This is a genomic window from Thermus sp. FJN-A, from assembly GCF_054655095.1.
Genome location: NZ_BAAHSC010000169.1, coordinates 186,692 through 199,378 on the forward strand (window position 1 = coordinate 186,692; position 12,687 = coordinate 199,378).

At 68.5% G+C, this 12,687-nt stretch carries 15 protein-coding genes and 1 CRISPR repeat array (1 of these 16 running past the window's edge); of the genes, 5 read left to right on the plus strand and 10 right to left on the minus strand.

From position 1 onward, the window contains the following. A CRISPR array of direct repeats spans window positions 1–1,021; the repeat unit is 30 nt; unit sequence CGTAGTCCCCACGCCCGTGGGGATGGACCG; it begins 352 nt to the left of the window's first position. Between the two features lie 49 nt (window positions 1,022–1,070). Then, window positions 1,071–1,280, minus strand: a complete 210-nt coding sequence (locus tag ACYQ0J_RS05240) for a hypothetical protein (RefSeq protein WP_460171130.1) — start codon at window positions 1,278–1,280, stop codon at window positions 1,071–1,073. Between the two features lie 504 nt (window positions 1,281–1,784). Between ACYQ0J_RS05240 and ACYQ0J_RS05245 the strand changes: the two genes are divergently transcribed. Further along, the gene (locus ACYQ0J_RS05245) at window positions 1,785–2,105 is read left to right on the plus strand and encodes a hypothetical protein (protein WP_460171131.1); all 321 of its coding nucleotides are present in this window, start codon (window positions 1,785–1,787) and stop codon (window positions 2,103–2,105) included. Here the strand turns inward: ACYQ0J_RS05245 and ACYQ0J_RS05250 are convergent. The 9 genes from ACYQ0J_RS05250 to ACYQ0J_RS05290 are packed head-to-tail and all read right to left on the minus strand — an operon-like array spanning window position 2,078 to window position 9,180. After that, on the minus strand, window positions 2,078–2,251 hold the full coding sequence (locus ACYQ0J_RS05250; protein ID WP_353301005.1) for a hypothetical protein: 174 nt from the start codon (window positions 2,249–2,251) through the stop codon (window positions 2,078–2,080). The genes ACYQ0J_RS05245 and ACYQ0J_RS05250 overlap by 28 nt on opposite strands. A 33-nt stretch (window positions 2,252–2,284) precedes the next feature. Continuing rightward, entirely contained in the window at window positions 2,285–3,394 is a 1,110-nt protein-coding gene (locus ACYQ0J_RS05255) for an MFS transporter (protein ID WP_353301004.1), read from the minus strand. Beyond that, entirely contained in the window at window positions 3,395–4,660 is a 1,266-nt protein-coding gene (locus ACYQ0J_RS05260; RefSeq protein ID WP_460171132.1) for a TRAP transporter large permease, read from the minus strand. Beyond that, complete coding sequence (locus ACYQ0J_RS05265; RefSeq protein WP_460171133.1) at window positions 4,657–5,127, minus strand: TRAP transporter small permease; 471 nt, start codon at window positions 5,125–5,127, stop codon at window positions 4,657–4,659. The genes ACYQ0J_RS05260 and ACYQ0J_RS05265 overlap by 4 nt, the downstream gene beginning before the upstream one ends. Further along, on the minus strand, window positions 5,127–6,173 hold the full coding sequence (locus ACYQ0J_RS05270) for a DctP family TRAP transporter solute-binding subunit (protein WP_460171134.1): 1,047 nt from the start codon (window positions 6,171–6,173) through the stop codon (window positions 5,127–5,129). The genes ACYQ0J_RS05265 and ACYQ0J_RS05270 overlap by 1 nt, the downstream gene beginning before the upstream one ends. Then, window positions 6,170–6,397, minus strand: coding sequence for a lipoyl domain-containing protein (locus ACYQ0J_RS05275; RefSeq protein ID WP_460171135.1), 228 nt, complete (start codon window positions 6,395–6,397; stop codon window positions 6,170–6,172). Before ACYQ0J_RS05275 ends, ACYQ0J_RS05270 begins: the two co-directional genes overlap by 4 nt. An 11-nt stretch (window positions 6,398–6,408) precedes the next feature. Further along, complete coding sequence (locus ACYQ0J_RS05280) at window positions 6,409–7,389, minus strand: alpha-ketoacid dehydrogenase subunit beta (RefSeq protein ID WP_460171136.1); 981 nt, start codon at window positions 7,387–7,389, stop codon at window positions 6,409–6,411. After that, window positions 7,386–8,360, minus strand: a complete 975-nt coding sequence (locus ACYQ0J_RS05285) for a thiamine pyrophosphate-dependent dehydrogenase E1 component subunit alpha (protein WP_353300998.1) — start codon at window positions 8,358–8,360, stop codon at window positions 7,386–7,388. Before ACYQ0J_RS05285 ends, ACYQ0J_RS05280 begins: the two co-directional genes overlap by 4 nt. Further along, window positions 8,311–9,180 carry a TrmB family transcriptional regulator gene (locus ACYQ0J_RS05290; protein ID WP_460171137.1) on the minus strand — a complete coding sequence of 290 codons (870 nt, stop codon included), beginning with the start codon at window positions 9,178–9,180 and terminating at the stop codon, window positions 8,311–8,313. The genes ACYQ0J_RS05285 and ACYQ0J_RS05290 overlap by 50 nt, the downstream gene beginning before the upstream one ends. A 169-nt stretch (window positions 9,181–9,349) precedes the next feature. On the opposite strand from ACYQ0J_RS05290, the gene ACYQ0J_RS05295 reads away from it, so the two are divergent. From ACYQ0J_RS05295 to ACYQ0J_RS05310, 4 genes are all read left to right on the plus strand, one after another. After that, complete coding sequence (locus ACYQ0J_RS05295) at window positions 9,350–10,381, plus strand: amino acid ABC transporter substrate-binding protein (protein ID WP_460171138.1); 1,032 nt, start codon at window positions 9,350–9,352, stop codon at window positions 10,379–10,381. A 6-nt stretch (window positions 10,382–10,387) separates the two neighbouring features. Beyond that, on the plus strand, window positions 10,388–11,491 hold the full coding sequence (locus ACYQ0J_RS05300) for an amino acid ABC transporter permease (protein WP_460171139.1): 1,104 nt from the start codon (window positions 10,388–10,390) through the stop codon (window positions 11,489–11,491). Further along, a complete protein-coding gene (locus ACYQ0J_RS05305) occupies window positions 11,488–12,450 on the plus strand; it encodes an amino acid ABC transporter permease (RefSeq protein ID WP_460171140.1) in 963 nt (320 codons plus the stop codon). Before ACYQ0J_RS05300 ends, ACYQ0J_RS05305 begins: the two co-directional genes overlap by 4 nt. Window position 12,451: 1 nt before the next feature. Next, on the plus strand, window positions 12,452–12,687 hold a 236-nt coding region (locus tag ACYQ0J_RS05310), incomplete at its 3' end, for an ATP-binding cassette domain-containing protein (RefSeq protein ID WP_460171141.1).

The window sequence follows — 12,687 nt, forward strand, 5'->3', positions numbered from 1 at the left end:
AAGTCCACGACCACCACGTAGTCCCCACGCCCGTGGGGATGGACCGCGCATCATTGGCAGGAGGACGGCATGAACGTCGTAGTCCCCACGCCCGTGGGGATGGACCTATAACCACCCCCATACCATCACGGATGTAAAGGTAGTCCCCACGCCCGTGGGGATGGACCGTTCCTGGATGCCCTGCGCTGGCGCTTGCGCCGCGTAGTCCCCACGCCCGTGGGGATGGACCGGTCAGCATCTTTGGAACGATGTCAGTAGAAACGTAGTCCCCACGCCCGTGGGGATGGACCGAGATTTCCCGGCCGGGGCCCCTGCCCCTTCACGTAGTCCCCACGCCCGTGGGGATGGACCGACGCAGCCCGTCACGTGGCTTAATACTGAGGCGTAGTCCCCACGCCCGTGGGGATGGACCGGTACCGCCCTGGTACCGCACCCCCCCGCCGTCGTAGTCCCCACGCCCGTGGGGATGGACCGTGGCTCAGACCGTGGCCTTCCTCTACGAGAAGTAGTCCCCACGCCCGTGGGGATGGACCGGCTATGCCGGGGCCCAAATCCAGCTCAACCGCGTAGTCCCCACGCCCGTGGGGATGGACCGCCTCCGCCTCCATGGAGGCTTTGCGCAAAACCGTAGTCCCCACGCCCGTGGGGATGGACCGGTCTGGACGACGCGCTCCGTGGCGTACAGCTCGTAGTCCCCACGCCCGTGGGGATGGACCGCAATCAAACCGTTGCGAAGGGCAACCCTAGCGTAGTCCCCACGCCCGTGGGGATGGACCGACGGCGCTTAGCGGCTTCCTGCCGGACCCTCGTAGTCCCCACGCCCGTGGGGATGGACCGCTGACGCTCACCACGTTCTGGCTCACATACGCAGTAGTCCCCACGCCCGTGGGGATGGACCGCCCAGGGGGTCTTCTACGTCCTCTACAATGCCATAGTCCCCACGCCCGTGGGGATGGACCGAGGCTACCCGGAGGGCCCAGGCCGCCTCCCGTGTAGTCCCCACGCCCGTGGGGATGGACCAACGGCACTGGAGGATACGGTAGAGGAGGGCGGCCACCAACACGCTGGCGTCAAGAACGACCTTCAAGCCTGCGGAAGATCTCCTCTTCGCTCAACATGGCCCGGCCGCTCGCCTCGGCGAGGAAAGCTGAAAGCGCTCTTTTGGCCTTCTTGCGGCTCACCTCCTCTTCCATAAGGCGCATAAGCCTTTTCTCCCATCCCGGGCCGTAGGCCTTCTTGAAGCGCTCCAAGGCCTTTTCCAGCTCAGCGGGCAAGTCCACGCCCTTATTTTAGGCTTGTTCGTTGCCGCTCAAACCCAGGCCAGGTAGCGAGAGCCAAGGCCACCACGGCCTGAGCCGTCTCGCACTTGGAAGGAACCGAGCCCATCTTGCGCTCCGCCTCACGGGAGGCTACCATGGAAGCAAACCCACCGGGCTGGGCCTGGGTTCCCGATAGCCCGGTGCAGGACGCGCGGCCCTCCAGGGGGCCGTTTCCCCTTTTTAAAGCGCCCTTCCTCAAGTGCCCAGACCCGGAACTCCTTTCCGTCGGACTCTCGAGGCCCTCCCCGCCCAGGGACGGGTAGGGGTGGTGGCCTACAACCACGAGGTGGAGGTGGGGGGCTTGGACCGGGAGGCGGCCCGGGCCTACGTGGAGGCCCTCGAGGCCTCGGGCACAACCGCCCTCCACGCGGGCTGGCGGCAGGGGACGCTCCTCCTGCAGGACCGGGCGAGGCCCCGGCTTCTCTTCCCGAGCCCGCCCCCGAGGGAAGCGAGGCCTGGCGGGAGGTGGAGCTCGAGGCCCTCCTCGCCGAGGCGGGGAGGCTTCTTGAGCGCGAAGCCGCCTCCGCCGCCGAGGCCCAGGCCCTGGCGGAAGAGGCCAAGGAGCTCGCCCTAAGGCTCCAGGCCCACCCCTTGGGGGAAAGTGAGCGGGCCCTGAGCTTGCTTCAGGCCCTCGAGGGCTTCCGGAAGGCCATGGAGCGCCTGGCCATCCGCTACGAGGCCTGGGCCTCCGACCGGGTGGCCCGCGAGGGCACCGCCTACGCCGCCTACCTCTCCTTCCCCCACCGCCTGGCCCGGCTTCAGTACCGGGACCGCACGGAGGAGTAGCCCGCCGGGGGCACGGCCTTTGGCCACATGGGCGGTGGGCACGCCGCGCACAGCATGGCGCTCCCCGCCAGGATGCCGAGGTCGGGGAGGAGCACCCGCACCCAGGCCTGGAAGGGCGTGGCCCAGGAGGCCCGCACCGCTTCCAAACGTTCCCTCCCCAGGCTCTCCAGAGGGGAAACCTAGGGGAGGGGCCTCGAGGCCGCCCGCCAAAGGACGGCCAAGGCCAGCACTTGCAGGAGGCCCAGGCCGAGGAGGGCCGCCCCGTAACCCAGGGCTTCCACCACGAGCCCCATCCCCGCCTGGAGGGAAAAGATGCCCAAGACCCCCACGAGGTTAACCCAGGCCATGGCCCGGCTCGAGGCCTCCCGGAATAGGCCCGCCGTATGGGCCAGCACCAACCCGTTGAACCCACCCCCAAGCCCCAGGAGGGCGTAGGCCAGGGCGAGGTCCGCCCGCATCCCCCAGGCGAGGAGGCCGAGGGCGAAAACCCCCACCCCCACCGCCAAAGCTCTGCCCGTACCCCAGGCCGCCGCGAGCCCTCCGCTGGCGAAGGCCCCCAGCACGGAGGCCAGGTTGAGGAGGGCGAGAAGCCCCCCCACCTCGTCCCCGGCAAGCCCTTGGGCGTAGGCATAGGCCCCTACCCAAAAGCTCTGCAGGGCGAAGAACCCCCCAACGTACACCCCGGAGACCAAGGCCAGGGGGAGGAAGGCCCCCGGGGCCAAACCCCTTCCCCCACCCGCCCCCCGCGGCCTCCCCCCGGTGGGAATCCCCCGGACCCAAAGGGCCAGGCCCAGGGCCAAGAGCCCCAGGGCCCCATAGACCCCCCGCCAGCCCCACGCCTCCCCAAGCCGCACCAAGGGCCAGGTGGAAAGGAGCCCCCCAAGCCCCCCCAGGGCCACGGTGAGGCCGCTCAGGAACCCCAGCCGCCCCGGGGCGAGGAGCTGGTAAGCCCGCAGGGCCCCCACCAGGGCCAGGGCCACGCCCGCCCCCATGGCCAAACGGCCTAGGGCGAGGAGGCCCAGGCCCGGGGCGGCCGCCACCAGGCCGCACCCCAAGGCCGCCAGGGCCAGCAGGGCCCCCAGGGTCCGGGAGGGCCCCCAGCGTTCCAAGAGGTAGCCCATGGGCACCTGGGCACCGGCGAAGGCCAGGAAAAAGAGGGCATTGAGCACGCCCAAGGCGCCCGAGGAAAGGCCCAGGTCCTGGGCCATGGGCGCCGCCAGAGGAGCCCCCGCTGAGCGCAGGAGGTAGGAGTAGGCGTAGCCTAAGGCGAAGGGGAGAAGCCTAAGCACCTACCGGCCCCATCCCCCGGTGAGGTAGGGCCAGTAGGCCAAAAGGCCAAGGCCCAGCACCGAGGCCAGAACAAAGGGCCAGATCTCCCGCCAGATCTGCTCAATGGGCAGACCGCTCACGCGGGCGCTCACGAAGAGGTTGACCGCCACGGGGGGCGTGATCTGGCCTATGGCCATGTTCACCGTCATGACGATGCCCATCCAGACCGGATCCCAGCCCATGTGGGCCATCACGGGAAGGAGGACGGGCAGGGTGAGGTAGTAGATGCTCACCGCATCCAGGAGCATGCCCATGACGAGCCAGAGGAGGTTGAGGAGGCCCATGAGGATCAAGGGGTTGCTCCCCAGGCCAAGGAGGTGCTCGGTGGCCCGGCCCACCAGGCCCACGGTATCCGCGGCCCAGGCGAAGAGGCCGGCCCAGGCCACGATGGCCATGACTACGGCGCTGGAAACCCCCGCCTCCACCAAGAGGCCCCTTAGCTCCACAAGGCGGAGGCTCCGGTAGAAGAGCATCCCCACCAGAAGCCCCCAAAAGACCCCCACCGCCGCCGCCTCCGTGGGGGTGAACACCCCCCCGTAGATCCCGCCCAGGATGATCACGGGGGTGAGGAGCCCGGGAAAGGCCTCGGCCAAAAGCCGCCACCGGGATCCGGGCACCGCCTCTCCCCTCCCCCACCCCCGGGCGCGGACCACCAGAACCGCCGCCAAGGCCAGAAGCCCCCCCACGAGCACCCCGGGCAGGATGCCCGCCCAGAACTGCTGGGCCACCGAGGTGCTGGCCAAGGTGGCGTAGACGATGAGGGCGATGGAAGGGGGAATGATGATGGAGAGTTCCGCCGAAGCGGCCATGAGCCCGGCGGCGAAGCCCGGGGCGTAGCCCTGGCGGATCATCATGGGAATCAGGATCCCTCCCAGGGCCGCCACCGTGGCGGGCCCGGAGCCGGAGATGGCGCCCCAGAGCATCCCCGCCAGGACCGTGGCCAAGGCGGCTCCCGGCCGCCATCCCCCTACCAGGGCCAGGAGGAGCCGGACGATCCTCTCGGCGATGCCCGCCCGGTCCATGACCACCCCCGCCAGGATGAAGAAGGGGATGGCCAAGAGGGGGAACTTGGCGATGCCCGCCTGAAAGTTGAAGGAGACCACCTGAAGGCCAAGCCCTCCCAGGGCGATGACCGCCACGGCCGCGGCGCCCAAGGCCGCCGCCACCGGCACCCGAAGGAGGAGAAGGGCCAGGAAGAGGCCGAGAAGCACTTCCCCAAGGTTCATGCCGCCGCACTCCCCCTAAGGCTCCGCACCACCCCCTCTAGGGCCCGCACCGCGACCCAGAGGGCCAGGAAGGGCGTGGGCAGGGTGTAGAAGGCATTGGGAACGCCCAAAGCGGGCGAAACCGCCCCCAGGGCCAGGTCGTCTAAGGCCTGGCGCCAGGCCAGGGCGCCCAGGGCCAGAAAAAGAAGGGCGAAGACCCCAAACCCCAGGGCCACGAAACCCCGCCGCCAAGGGGTGGGGAGAAACTCCGTGAGGGCCATAAAGCGGATGTGGGCCCCCTCCGCCCCCTCCCTGAGCCCGATGGCGATGCCAAGGAGGGTGGCCCAGACGAAGCCGTTGACCAAAAGCTCCTCGGTGAAGGCCAGGGGGTAACGGAAGAGGTAGCGGGTGAGGACGTTGAGAAAGGCCAGGGTCACCATCCCCCCCAGGAGGAGGGCAAGCAGGGACTCCTCGAGGCGCCTGAGCATCACCGGGCCCGCCTCTTGTCCGCCTCCGCCTGGACCACCAGGGTCCCTCCGATCTCGCCCATCCAGCGCTGCACCACCCCCGAGACCCGGTCGCGGAAGCGGCCGATCTCCAAGGGCGAGAGAACCGTCACCTGGACCCCTTGGGCCTTGAGGTGGGCGATGGGGTCCGGGATCTCCACCTTGACCCCCAGGGCGCCCAGGTACCGGAGGGCGCTCCCGTCATCCATTCCCGCCCGGGCCAAGGCCTTTTGGTAGCGGGCCGCCTCCAAAGCGGCTTCCTGCACGGCCTTCTGCACCTCCGGGGGGAAGGTACGCCAGGTGATGCCGCTGGCCGCGAAGATCACCGGGTCGATCACGTAGTTCCACAGGGTGAGGTGGCGTTGCCCAAGCTCCCAGAGCTTGTAGGGGATGATCACCCCCACGATGGGGTTCTCCTGGCCATCGATCACCCCCTGTTGTAAGGCGGTGAGGACCTCGGCCCAGTTCATGGAGGTGGGGTTGGCCCCTAGCGCCCGGAAGGTGTCGATGAAGATGGGGGCCCCCACCACCCGGATCTTCAGCCCGGCCAGGTCCTCCGGGGTGCGGACGGGCCGCTTGCTGTTGGTGAGCTGGCGGTACCCGTTCTCCCCCCAGGCCAGGGGCTCCACCCCGAGCTGGCGGAGGCGCTGGAAGATGGCCTTACCCGCCTGGCCCTCCTCCACCGCGTCCAGCTCCTTGTAGCTGGGGAAGAAGAAGGGCAGGTTGAAGAGGTTCAGTTCCTTCACCTGGGGGGACCAGTTGATGGTGGAACCCAAGGCGAAGTCGGCCACCCCGGTGCGCAGGAGCTGGAACTCGTTGGTCTGTTGCCCCGCGAAGAGCTGGCCGGAGTAGTAGACCTTGATGTTCACCTTGCCCCCGGTCTTCTCCCTGACCAGGTCGGCAAAGCGCTGAGCCCCCATACCCCAAGGGGTGTTGGGGGCCACCACCACGGAAAGCTTGTACTCGGCCTTAAACTGCGCCAAAGCCAGTCCCAAGAGCACCAGGATTCCCACTAACCACCGCTTCATCCTGCCACCTCCTCGCAGTAGCCCAAAACCGCGCCCACGGGGTAGGTCTTGCCTACCTCCGCCAGCACCTCCTTGAGGACCCCATCCGCCTCGGCCTCCACCTCCACCAGGGCCTTGTCGCTCTCTACCTGGAAGAGGGGTTCCCCCTTGCGGAAGGACTCGCCGATGGCCTTGAGGAAACCCTGGAAGGTCCCCTCCTCCATGGTGAGACCGAGCTGGGGCATAAGAACGGGTTTCAACGCCACCGAACCACCTCCTTGGCCGCCTTGAGGATGTCTTCCACCTGGGGGACCACCCGCCGCTCCAAGGGGGGGCTGAAGGGGATGGGCACGTGGGCCGCCCCCACCCGGGCCACGGGGGCCTTGAGCCTTCCCCAGAGCCTTTCCTCCAAGGTGGCGGCGATCTCGGCCCCCGGGCCCAGATAGCGCCAGGCCTCGTGGGCCACCACCACCCGCCCCGTCTTGGCCGCCGAGGCCAGGAGGGTTTCCCAGTCCAGGGGGTAGAGGGTCTTGAGGTCCACCACCTCCGCCGAGATCCCGTCCGCCTCGAGGCGCTCCGCCGCCTCCAGGGCCTTGTGCAGGGTGAGGCTGTAGCTCACCAGGGTGAGGTCTCGGCCCTCCCGCACCACCTCCGCCCGGCCCAAAGGGGTCAGCACCTCCCCCTCGGGCACCGGGCCCTTTTTGGGGTAGAGGGCCTTGTGCTCCAGGAAGAGGACGGGGTCCTCGGAGCGGATGGCGCTCTTGAGAAGCCCCTTGGCGTCCTTGGGCGTGGCGGGGGCCACCACCTTGAACCCCGGGAGGTGGAGGAAAAGGGCCTCGAGGCTCTTGGAATGGTGCGCGCCCGCGGAGCGGATGGCCCCGTCGGGGGCGCGGATGACCAAGGGCGCCTTCAGCCTTCCCCCCGACATGTAGCGCAGGCTCGCCGCCTGGTTGGCGAGCTCGTCCATGGCGAGGAGGAGGAAATCGGCGAAGTGGATGTCCAGCACCGGCCTCGCTCCCACCAGGGCCGCCCCCAGGGCCGCCCCCACCAGGGTGGGCTCGCTGATGGGGGTGTCCCGCACCCTTTCCCGGCCGAAACGCTCGGGGAGGCCCTTGAACTGGCCGAAGATCCCCCCTTGCTTGGCGATGTCCTCCCCCATGAGGAAGACCCGGGGGTCCCGGGCCATCTCCTCCTCCATGGCCTCCCGGGTGGCCTCCGCGAAGGTGATCTCCCTCATACCCTCTCCTCCCAGGGGTAGTCCCCCACGGGCTCGGCGAAGAGGTCCTCCAGGGCCTCCTTGGGCTCCGGCCAGGGGCTCTCCTCGGCGTGGCGGACGGCCTCTTCCAGAAGGGCTTCCTCCGCTTGCTCCAGGGCCCGGAGGGTGGCCTCGGGGTAGCCCGCGTCCAAAAGCCGCTTCCGGTAAAGGACCAAGGGATCCGCCGCCCGCGCCCGCTCCACCTCCTCCCGGCTCCGGTAGCGCTCGGGGTCGCCCACATAGTGGCCCTTGAAGCGGTAGGTAAGGACCTCCAGGAAGGCAGGCCCCCTTCCCTGCCGGACCCCCTCCACGAGGGCCTCCGCCCGGGCGTAGACCTCCTCCACCTCGTTCCCCTCCGCCTGGGCGTAGGGGATGCCGTAGGCCCGCACCAGGGCCTCCACCCCGAAGGCGTGGCTTTCCTCGAAGGCGGTGGTGGAGGCGTAGCGGTTGTTCTCCAGGACGAAGAACACGGGTAGCCGCCACAGGGCGGCCAGGTTAAGCCCCTCGTGGAGGACCCCCCGCCCTAGGGCCCCATCCCCGAAAAAGCAGAAGACCACCCCTCCCCGTTCCAGAACCCGGAGGCCGAGCCCCGCCCCCACGGCGATGGGAATGCCCCCGGCCACGATGCCGTTAGCCCCCAGCATCCCCTTTTCCGGGTCAAAGAGGTGCATGCTCCCCCCCTTCCCCCGGCAAACCCCGGTGGCCCGGCCGAAGAGTTCCGCCATCATCCCCTTGGGGTCCACCCCTACGGCCAGGGCGTGGCCGTGGCCCCGGTGGGTGCTCGTCAGATAGTCCCCGGTCCGGTAGTGGGCCAAGACCCCGGCCGCCACCGCCTCCTGGCCGATGTACAGGTGGACGAACCCCGGGATCTTGCCGGACCGGAACAGGCCTTCCACCCGTTCCTCAAAGCGCCGTATCCGGTACATCACCCGGTAGAGCCCGAGCCGGTCCATGCACCTCCTCCCCCGTCACCATGCGCCGCAGGTCCTCCCTCGAGGTCCAGAGGCGGGTAAGCTTGTCCACCCCGTAGGCCAGGGTCATCTCCGCCAGGACCACGTCGTGGCGCACGTACTCCTCCGCCACCAGGACCAAGGCGGGGTCCCGGGTGCGGACCGCCCAGGCCTCCCCTTCGGTCAGGTTGCCCACCACCGCCTCCTCGTGGTCCCGGACCACCACGAAAAGCCGGGCCCTGAGCCGTCCCTCCACCACCTTGGGGTCCACGAAGTGGTGGTAATAGACCTTCCCCAAGGCGGGGTCCGCCCGCTCCCCGAAGAGGACAAGGCGAAGGGCTACGCCCCTGGCCCGGGCTCTCTTCAAGGCATCCTGGAGAGAATCCAGTTGGTTCTGCCACAGGGAAAGGGTCAGGGCCCTTTGCGCCTGGTCCACGAGCGCCTTGGCCTCGGCCAAGGCGCGCGGAGCGCCCCGCACCCGCCAGATGGCCTCCACGGGCCTTTCCGGAGCCAGGCGGGAGAGGCTTTCCCGGGCGCGGGCGAAGCGCTCCTTTGCCTCGGCCTCGAGGCGGGCGAGAAGCTCCTCCTGGGGCACGGCCCCGTAGAAAACCCCTTCCCCTTCCTCCACCCGGTAGGCGGCCCCCCGGGCCACCAGGCGCTCCAGGGCCTGGTAGACCATGGAGCGGGGCACGCCGCTCCTTTTGGCCACCTCGTAGCCCTTCGCCCTTCCTCCCCGCAGGAGGGCCAAATAGACCCGGGCCTCGTAGGGGCTAAAGCCCAAGGCCTGCAAATCCTGGAGGGCCACCTCCGCCTGGTCCGCCATCGTAGTTATTCCCCTAACGCCTTTAGGGGCAGCGTACCACGCTGGGGTGCGGCCGTCAAGGCGAACCGCCCCCCCGGGCCCCAGAAAAAGCCCGCCGACCGGGCCTCGTCCCCAGCGTCCTTGACAGGCGGTAAACCAACCACTAGACTCCCAAGCCAAAGGAGGCAGGATGAGGCTCAGCAACCTTACCGTGGGCATAGCCATAGGTCTTCTCGCCGCCTTGGGTCCGGCCTGGGCGCAGCAGTCGCGTTTGGACGTGGTGAAGAACCGGGGCCGCCTCGTCTGTGGGGTCAACGCGGTCCTTCCCGGCTTCGGCTTCCTGGACCAGAAAACGGGGAAGTACACGGGGTTTGACGTGGAGTTCTGCCGCGCCGTTTCCGCCGCCCTCTTCGGCGACCCCGACCGCGTGGACTACGTGCCCCTGGACGCTCGCGTGCGCTTCCAAGCGGTACAAAACGGCGAGGTGGACGTGGCCTTTCGCAACACCACCGTCACGGCCAACCGGGATGGGGCCCTGGGCGTGGACTTTCTCCCGGTGACCTTCTACGACGGCCAAGGGGTGATGGTCAAGAAGGGCCGGGCCAACAGCCTGCGGGAACTCCAGGACGCCACCTTCTGTACCACGCAGGGGACCACCAACGAGCGGAACATCACCGACTACATCCGGGCCCAACGGTGGCGCAACGCCAAGGTCCTGACCTTCGAGGACGGAGCCAAGGTCATGAACGCCTTCCTTCAGGGGCGTTGCGACGCCTTCACCGCCGACAAGTCGCAACTCGTGGGTTATCGGGGCACGGCGCCCAACCCCGAGGAACTGGTCATCCTGAAGGAAACCCTCTCCAAGGAACCCCTTGCCGGAATGGTCAGGGAGAACGACTCCCGCTGGAGGGATGCCCTCACCTGGATCGTTTACGCCACCATCCAGGCCGAGGAGTTCGGCATCACCAGTAAAAACATGGACCAGTTCCTCAAAAGCGAGGTCCCGGAGATCCGGAGGTTCTTGGGCCTCGAGGGCACCTTGGGTCAGGACCTGGGCCTCCCCCGGGACTTCACCGTGCGCGTTATTCGGGCGGTGGGGAACTATGGCGAGATCTACGACCGCTTCTTTGGCCCGAAAAGCCCCTTCCACATCCCCAGGGCTGGAACCCTCAATGCCCTTCAGCGCTACGGCGGCCTGATGTACAGCCCCCCCTTCCGGTAAGTTCTGATGCCCCGGCCACGGGATCTCTTCCTGCAAGCCCTGCTCCTGGGCCTTGTGGCCTGGGGCCTCTTCCTCCTGGTGAACACCGCCAAGAACCGGATGGCGGCCCAAGGCATCCCCTTCAGCTACACCTTCCTCACCCAGGAGGCGGGGTTCAGCCTGAGCGAGGGGGTAACGTATGCGCCGGGGGAAGGGCTTCGTCCCTTCTTTCCCTCGGATACCTATTGGCAGGCCCTCCTGACCGGCTTTTTCAACACCCTCCGGGTAGCCCTGCTCGGCATCGCCTTGGCCACCTTCCTGGGCCTCTTGGTGGCGGCGGGGCGGCTTTCCGCCAACCCCTTAGCCCGCGCCCTGGCCCTGGCCTACGTGGAACTCGTCCGCAACACTCCCCTTCTCCTCCAGCTCCTCGTCTGGTACTTCGCCATTCTTCTTAAGCTCCCCCCGTGGGAGCAGGCCCTCTCCCTTGGCGGGGCCCTCCTTTCCCAGCGGGGCCTCGTCCTGCCCCAGGTGGGGCTGGGCCTAGGGGCCCTGGGGCTAGGGGGCGGGCTTGCCCTGGCCCTGGCCCTCCGCCGGCGCCCTCCCCTGGCCCTGGCCGCCCTCGCCCTTGCCGTGGGGATCACCTGGCTCCTCTGGGGCCCCCCCCTTACCCTCACCCCGCCGGTGCGGGAGGCCTTCGGGCCCCGGGGGGGCATCGCCCTCTCCCCGGAATATGCGGCCCTCCTCTTCGGCCTCGTCATCTACACGGCCGCCTTTATCGCCGAGGTGTTCCGGGGCGCCATCCTCTCGGTGCCCAAGGGGCAGTGGGAGGCCGCCTTGGCCCTGGGGTTGCGAGGGCCGGAGGTGTTCCGCCTGGTGATCCTGCCCCAGGCCGTGCGCGTGGCCGTTCCCCCCTTAGCCAACCAGTACCTCAACCTGGCCAAGAACAGCTCCTTGGGCGTGGCGGTGGCCTACCCCGACCTCTTTTCCGTTTACAGCACCGTGGCGAACCAGTCAGGTCGGAGCCTGGAAGCCATCCTCTTGGTTATGGCGGTCTACCTCACCCTCAGCCTCAGCATCAGCGCCGCGGTGAACCTCTACAACCAGCGGGTAGCCCTGAGGTGGCGGTTGTGAAGGCGTTCCGCTCCCTTTTTGGTAGCCCTGGCAACGCCCTCTTGAGCCTATCCCTCCTGGCCCTGCTGGCCTGGCTGGGCCAGGCCCTCCTGCGCTGGGGGCTTGGGGCCGAGTGGCGGGTGGTGGCCGAAAACCTCCCCTACTTTTTCCTGGGCCAGCTCCCCCGGGAGGCCCTTCCCCGGGTGGCGCTTCTCGTGGCCTCCGTGGGCGTGGCCCTTCTGGGGTGGTTGGGTGGCCTCAAGGTCCTAAGGATCCCCAGGCCCCGCTTGGTCCTTGGCCTAGGCCTCGTGGGCTCCTTGGTGTTCCTACCCTGGCCCCCCACGGTCTGGGGCGGGCTCCTCCTCTCCTTCCTCCTCTCCACCCTGGCCATGCTCCTGGCCTTCCCCTTGGCCGTGGCCCTGGCCTTCGGGCGGCGGAGCCAGCTGCCCGCGGTGCGCCTTTTGGCCATCGCCTTTATCGAAGGGGTCCGCGGCGTTCCCCTGATCTCCCTCCTCTTTCTGGCCTTCGTCACCCTTCCCCTCTTCCTGCCGCAGGAGGTCCGGCTGGACAACGTGGTCCGGGCTTTGGCCGCCTTCACCCTCTTCGCCGCTGCCTACATGGCGGAAAACCTGAGGGGGGGCCTGCAGGCGATCCCCAGGGGCCAGTGGGAAGCGGCCGCGAGCCTGGGCCTATCCCCCTCGGACACCCTGCGCTTCGTGATCCTTCCCCAGGCCCTGCGGGCGGTGGTCCCGGCCCTGGTGGGCCAGTACATCGCCCTCTTCAAGGACACCTCCCTGGTGGCCCTTATCGGCATCCTGGACCTCATGGGGGTGGCCAGGGCCGTCCTGGCCAACCCCCAAAACGTGGGCTTGGAGCGGGAGGTCTACCTGTTCTTGGCCCTGGTGTACCTGGTGGTGAGCGGCGGTATCTCCTATTTGGGGCGGGTCCTCGAGCGGGCCCTGGGCCTGGGAGTGAGGTGAGATGGAGCCCATCATCCGCATCCGGAACCTGCACAAGTGGTTTGGTTCCCTGCACGTGCTCAAGGGGATCCACCTGGAGGTGGCCCCCGGGGAGAAGCTGGTCATTATCGGCCCCTCGGGCTCGGGGAAGAGCACCCTCATCCGCTGCATAAACCGCCTGGAGGACTTCCAGGAGGGGGAGGTGGTGGTGGACGGCCTGAACGTCAAGGACGACCGGGCCCTGGGGGCGGTGCGGCG